Source organism: Psychrobacter sp. L7, assembly GCF_002810365.1.
Classification (GTDB): Bacteria; Pseudomonadota; Gammaproteobacteria; order Pseudomonadales; family Moraxellaceae; genus Psychrobacter; species Psychrobacter celer.
This window is the reverse complement of sequence record NZ_NEXR01000014.1, coordinates 1-6,128: the sequence shown is the minus strand read 5'-3', so window position 1 is coordinate 6,128 and position 6,128 is coordinate 1. Positions and strand designations below refer to the sequence as shown.

Genomic DNA, 6,128 nt, shown 5'->3' with positions numbered 1-6,128 from the left:
GGTGGCAGGCAACTATACCTTAACGGCAGATCGTATCGAGTCGCTGTCAGGGATAGCCGGACAGGCTGCGCTATCAGGACTGCATATCAGTGCTAATACCAAGCCAGTAGCGATACAAGCACAGGGCGGTGAGCTGCAACTGCATAGCCAGCAATCCATGACCATCGGTAGTGAGTCAGGACAAGTGAATATCGCAAGTCCTAAACGCATCAAGCTGCAAACCAGCGCGGGGGCGTCGCTGACGATTGATGAGAGCGGGATTAAGCTGGTGTGCCCGGGGGAGATTAAGATAAAGGCGGTGAAGAAGAGCTTGGTGGGCGGGGCGAATATTACGCCAACCCTGCCATCTCTAGGTGGCTCAGAGATCAAATCTTATCTAACTTATGTCGCCAAGGACACGTTCGGAGAGCCTATCGCTAACACTGAATACCTGCTGTTTATGGACGACGGTACGGTTAAAAAAGGTAAAACCGATGCGCAAGGCCGCACTGAACAGATCGTCACAGACACGCCTGAAGAAGTGGGTATACATATCATTGGCGATGAGCATGAGGGGTTTACATTGAGTTTTGGGGATGATGAGTAATGGCTTTAGATAGAAACTTAGAAATAAAGGCTATTTACAACAATGGTAAACCTGCTCAATATGAAAAGGTTGTAATAGCGTACCAAACTAAAAGTGGAATAAAGGAGAAAACCTTTACCTCAAATGCCGATGGTAATATCAAAACTGGTATTAAGATATCTAAACTATCTCCAAAAAATACTTTTTTTTATTATGATGGTGGGCAAGGTTATCCTAAAGTTTTAAATCAAGATACTCAGTCCATTGGTCATATACATTTGCTAAAAGTTAGCTCAGAAAACCCATTAAGTTTCTTAATACTATATGAATACTTTGATAAAGATGGATCTACAAAAGGCGATTGGATCTCTGAACTGGACTACAAGATTTATAATAAAGGTAAAGTCATAAAAATCGGTAAAACAGATGAGAACGGTATGACTGCACCGTTCCAAGGAATAAAAGATCAAGGTTACCAGATTAAAATTAAACCAAAAGGAGCTTCTTCATATTTAAATGCCAAGGTTCGTAAGAAATATCAAGGCACTCAGAGTTCAATCATAAAACATGATGGGAAGACTTCGAGCTATGCTGTATGCTTAGAAACTTTTGTTGGGTTTAAAGTAGTCAATAATAAAAATAAAGGCATTCCCAACGTTAAAGTATGGCTGATCGATGAGAATGGCGAAAAGAAAGGAGCTGTAAGAACGACTGATAAACATGGACGTATCGCCCCTTTTATTCAAAACTTTGTCCGCAGCGTCAAAGTATCTCTTGCAGGTTGTGAGCTGACCTTAAAAGAAAAAGAGATAGTCATTCCCAAGCATCAAGGCGAAGACCCTTATCATGTTATTGAAATAAAAACCATGATGTGTAGTACGGTGCCAGATAAACCGGATATTGAGGCTATGCTTGGAAGTAAAAGCAAGCTGCCTATCGTTTATGATCTTGCAAAAAAAGAACTATTGATCTTAAAACCAAAAGACTTTAAGCAGTTCGATGAAATATCTGCTGAGCTTGGCAAGCTGGTGCAAATGACCTATCAGCAGCGAGCAAGACTAGAGGGAGCTTATCAGCAGGGTAGATCGATTAAAGAGATACAAGACATAGAGGACGCACTAGGCATCGCGGAAGACGCAGTTAAAGAGAAGCTTAATAGTAGCTTTGCCACGAAATCTGATTTAAAAGAAGTATTTTTAGTAGAGCGCTACGCTGGAAACGACAGAGGTAGAGGTAATACTCGCTTAGTCAGACGTTATCTAGAAAATGATGCTTATCTACGGTACCGTAATAATCGTATTAATCAGACAGATTATAGTATCAGTCTTGAGACAGGTAGTGGTGTCGGTATTTCGGCAAGTCCTGAGTCATTAGATGTGGCCGGACTCGTCGATAGTATCAAGAATATTTCTTTATCCGTTGAGAAAGAATGGGAATCTGAGCAGTACAGTAAAGATTTAGATTTAAGATTTTTAAGTGATAGTCTCATAAGCTCTGCTAATGAGCTTAGTCGCTCTATACAGATATCCGAAAGTTTGGATGTTGATGCCACGGCCCAGTGGTTGCGTGCCGTTGGCGGAGCATCAGCTAGCGGTTCAGCAGAATGGAACCCTAAAGAAGGTGATATAGAGCTTAGTGGTGGATTTGACGTCAGTGGCAAGCTAGTGCTTTGCGAAGGGAATATCGAGACGAGAATGGCGATACCCTCAAAAGACGGCTGGCGATTACATGCCAAATTTGAAGCTGCTGGTGAAATAGACTTAGGTGCGATACGTTTTATTGTGTCTTGTGACTTTTATGGATTTACAGGAGTAAAAGCGAGCATTGCAGGCTCTGCCTCCATTAATTTTGAAGGCGGCTCTCAAAAGCTGGTAGCTGCCAGCCGCGCACCGAGACAGACAGCCGCGAATATGTGGGATGCAGCAAATAAACAACGCAAATTCGATGTCGAACGCAGCTATGAGCCAGTTGAGGTTATGGATGCCAACTCTAATACCAAAGCGGACATTGGCATTACTGCCTTTGCTGGTGCGGAGGTAGGTGTCACGCCTGCTGGTAGTATCGAGTGGCTCAATCCTGAGGTGAAGGACTTTAGATCTTTTGCTAAGGTGTCAGGTACGATCGCAGGCAGTGCAGGCGTTGGATTTAGTGGTAGTTTCTATATTTTCTACCAAGGTGGTAAATTTAAAGTACGAGCGCAAGCGGCACTATGTTTTGGACTTGGCGGTAAAGGCGGTATGGAGTTTGAGATAGACTCCGCATTGATTGCCGAATTTATGCGCTGGTTGTCTTATCAGCTGTTACATGCAGGGTTCAGGACGTTGGTTTATATCCAAGGAGCTGCTTTTGCAGCAATAAGTCAATTGTCAGTGTTGATGCTTGGTCAGAATTCTCAAGTTACCCAATCATTACAAGAAATAACAGACGATTTTGATAACTTTTTAACCTATATAGATACTGATAAAGCACGAATTGAGCTGGCGCAGCGCATTATCAGTAAACGAGATGACGATTGGCTTAAATATGCAACGCCTGAAGCCAAAGGTATGCTGCTCTATCAACTGACTCGGCATGCTAAGGTAAGTCATATTGAAGACCTGCCTACTGCTAGTGTTAGAAGTACAATACCTATCGATATTGATTTAGACTTATTAGAGTTTCGCAAGCAAGCGATTATCATCATCTTTGCTACGGTTACCACCTCCCCTGAATGGCGCAATACACTACAGCATATGACTGTTAACGGAGCAAAAGGCAGTTTGGGTAAAAACGAAGGCGATATAATCCGCTTGCTAAACTACGGTGTAGGACTAGCAGATGAAGCCGCTGTTCTAGCAATGATCAATTCAAACAGTACAGCGAAGTCTAATACAGGTAGCTACTATGTAGATGCTTATATAACCATGCGCCAAAAGGTCAAACCCAGCTATCCTAAAGGCATAGAAGTGGTCAAAAATACCGATGCTAATTACGATATCTACAGCAAAATGGGCGACTACACCAGTCCAACCTTCTACGCTGCTGCCAATCCAGATCAGTATGATCAGTCAGTCTTTGATGGCTATAGAGATGCAGCACCAATCCAGAGAAATGATGATGATACTTATAATGTCTAGTTAATTAAACCTTAATACTTTTAAGACATGGGCTTGCTTGAATTAGCTACGCAGCGGGCAGAAGTTGCTCTATTTTGATTTATATTAGAATTATCAGAAATTAAAGGTGGATTCGGCTCTCTTTGAAATCGTTTAATAGTAACGGCACCTCCAGCACGTACATTACCAGCTGACCCTTCAGTAGCATCTACACCTCGCAATACTTTATCTGTACCTATTTCTGGGCCTCGTGGATCATTTTTTGGACTATTAGCATAATACTCAGGATCGTACCAATCTATCATCCATTCGTAGTTTTGATTAGATAGATCATAAAGCCCTAAAGGATTGGGTGGATATAATCCGACAATAGGAACTGTAAGGACGAAAGAATTATACTTATCGCTCAGCTTACGCTGCTCTTCATATGTCCACATATTACGTCCAGGATCTATATCTCCTGTATCGGTTGGAAATAAGACATATTCTCCGCGATTACGCGCCGCATACTCCCACTGGGCTTCGGTTGGCAGATCCATTGGTACGTCTAACTTTTGCCCCAGCCATTGACAATAGTGCTGGGCGGTTTGCCAATTGATACCCGCCGCAGCATCAGGTTGGCGTATTTTAAGATTATTTTTCTGTGTGCTTACTTTCTCTTGCCCCGTTGCCATACTATAGATATCAAAGTCACCATAAGTGGCTTTATACGCATTCATACTAAAGCTATCGAGCGTCACAGGATGCAAAGGCTTATTATCAGCTTGTCCTGTCAATGGTAGACCATCCGTCCAGTCGAGCTTATGCCCGAAGTCACCCATCTCAAAGCTGCCGCCTTCGATAAAGCGCATATTTTCTTTTTGCTGAGCTAAGAAGTCATTTAATTGCTGCTGTTCATCTGCTGTTAGATCATTTCGAGTTTGGGGAATGCCATCGCTATCTACCTTCGGTGTAGGTTCAGTGGCGCAGGCGGTGATAGAAAATAGAGGTAAGATAAACAAAGATACGAATAGAGGTTTTAGATTCATAATGAGCTACAGTGAGTTTTTGTTGATAATTTCAGGTAATTATACTCATAATTTTGGTCTATTGTCTAAGTCGTTATATTAAACAACAGTTGAGATAGGGAGGGTTGATAAAATGCATCAATGGGGCGAGTTTATCCTGATCTACCTTAAAGGCATCGAAGTGGTCAAGAACACTGACGCTAACTATGCTATTGATAGCAAACTTGATGACTATACTGGTCCAACCTTCTACGCTGCTGCCAATCCAGACCAGTATGATCAGTCAGTCTTTACTGATACACAAGATGTCTTGTTGAGCAGGCAAAATAATAATATCTATCATGCAAATAAAAAAGAGTCTAAAAATATATTTTTTGCCAAATCGAAGTTGGGTTCAGAGTCAAGGTGACACTTAACCTTTTGCGTTAGGTGTCATTAATTTTGATGATGTAAATTGTATAGGTTGGGGTCAATTCAGTATTCGCAGCTTTAGGGCAGGGCACGGTTTGGGCACCAAATGGGCAGCGCACCATCACTACGCCTGTATCTGCTGGTATCAGCCCGTATGATGATGGCATCACCCCGCCGCTTAGAGCATTACAACTGTCCTCAGGTGCGACTCACGGTTGGCAGTTTACCCCAAGACTCGGACAGTCGGTGCTGCTTAACCACTGGTACGGCGACAAGGATAGCCCGCTGATCAGCCGCAGCCTCTATAACGGTATCGGCATGGGCGACACTGATGATAAAGACATCACTTCCCGTGATAGCGGACTCTCCAACCGGCATAACCTACAAAACGGATCCTCACCAAGATGGCATGGTGGCGGTCTGGGACATTCACAAATCAAGGATGACGACGCACATAGCGGCTGGATAACCGGTATCGCTCAATACGGGCTGACCTCTAATAGTGAAGTCAACCTACTGTTTGATGACACTCCAAACCAGATCGGCATGCAGTGGAGTGTCAATACCAATGCCCATGCTAACGCACAGCACCCAACGACCACCAACAAAGCAGTCTTTGCCCCAGATGAGCACATCCTCGAGCTTGGTGTCCTACGCCATCGCTACAGCAACCATCAATCGACAAGCAGCGGACAAGGGGTCAACCTTGCCACCGATCATGGACTGCAAGCCACAGCAGACAGTGGCATGCTGCTCTCTACCTTTGGGATCCGGCACAGCCACTCCGAGCATGAATCGGCGTGGGTCAACGACGCAGGACAACGCCAGCTGAAACTGGGTGCTGAGCTGAGTGAGACCCTGATGGAAGCCAAACAAGCGCACTTGCAATCCACCCAAGAGATCAGTAGTGCGAACGCGTCTATAAAAGCCTTTGAAACCGCAGCGCAGGTGATCGATGAGACGCTAAATACGGAAGTGCTTGGCGCAGCTGATGTACTTCTAGTCAGTCGTGACAGTATCCTCGCCTCAAGCAGCAATACCCTATGGACA

General features: G+C 43.9%; 5 protein-coding genes. 4 read left to right on the top strand and 1 reads right to left on the bottom strand.

Translation table 11 applies throughout. The annotated features are described in order from the left end of the window. Nucleotides 1-586, top strand: a 586-nt coding sequence (locus CAP50_RS12415) for a DUF2345 domain-containing protein (RefSeq protein ID WP_172953134.1), incomplete at its 5' end; no start/stop codon positions are given. Then, nucleotides 586-3,681: a hypothetical protein gene (locus tag CAP50_RS12410; protein WP_100750127.1), complete on the top strand. Its 3,096-nt coding sequence runs from the start codon at nt 586-588 to the stop codon at nt 3,679-3,681. The genes CAP50_RS12415 and CAP50_RS12410, both read left to right, overlap by 1 nt. A 20-nt stretch (nt 3,682-3,701) precedes the next feature. On the opposite strand, the gene CAP50_RS12405 is transcribed toward CAP50_RS12410, so the two are convergent. Continuing rightward, nucleotides 3,702-4,688 (bottom strand): formylglycine-generating enzyme family protein, encoded by a 987-nt coding sequence (locus tag CAP50_RS12405; RefSeq protein WP_075101187.1) that lies wholly within the window; start codon nt 4,686-4,688, stop codon nt 3,702-3,704. Nucleotides 4,689-4,800: 112 nt separating this feature from the next. On the opposite strand from CAP50_RS12405, the gene CAP50_RS12400 reads away from it, so the two are divergent. Together CAP50_RS12400 and CAP50_RS12395 are read left to right on the top strand one after the other, a co-directional pair. Next, complete coding sequence (locus CAP50_RS12400; protein WP_075101188.1) at nt 4,801-5,076, top strand: hypothetical protein; 276 nt, start codon at nt 4,801-4,803, stop codon at nt 5,074-5,076. Nucleotides 5,077-5,324: 248 nt separating this feature from the next. After that, nucleotides 5,325-6,128 (top strand): type VI secretion system Vgr family protein (locus tag CAP50_RS12395; protein WP_172953133.1); only part of this gene is annotated, 804 nt, incomplete at its 3' end.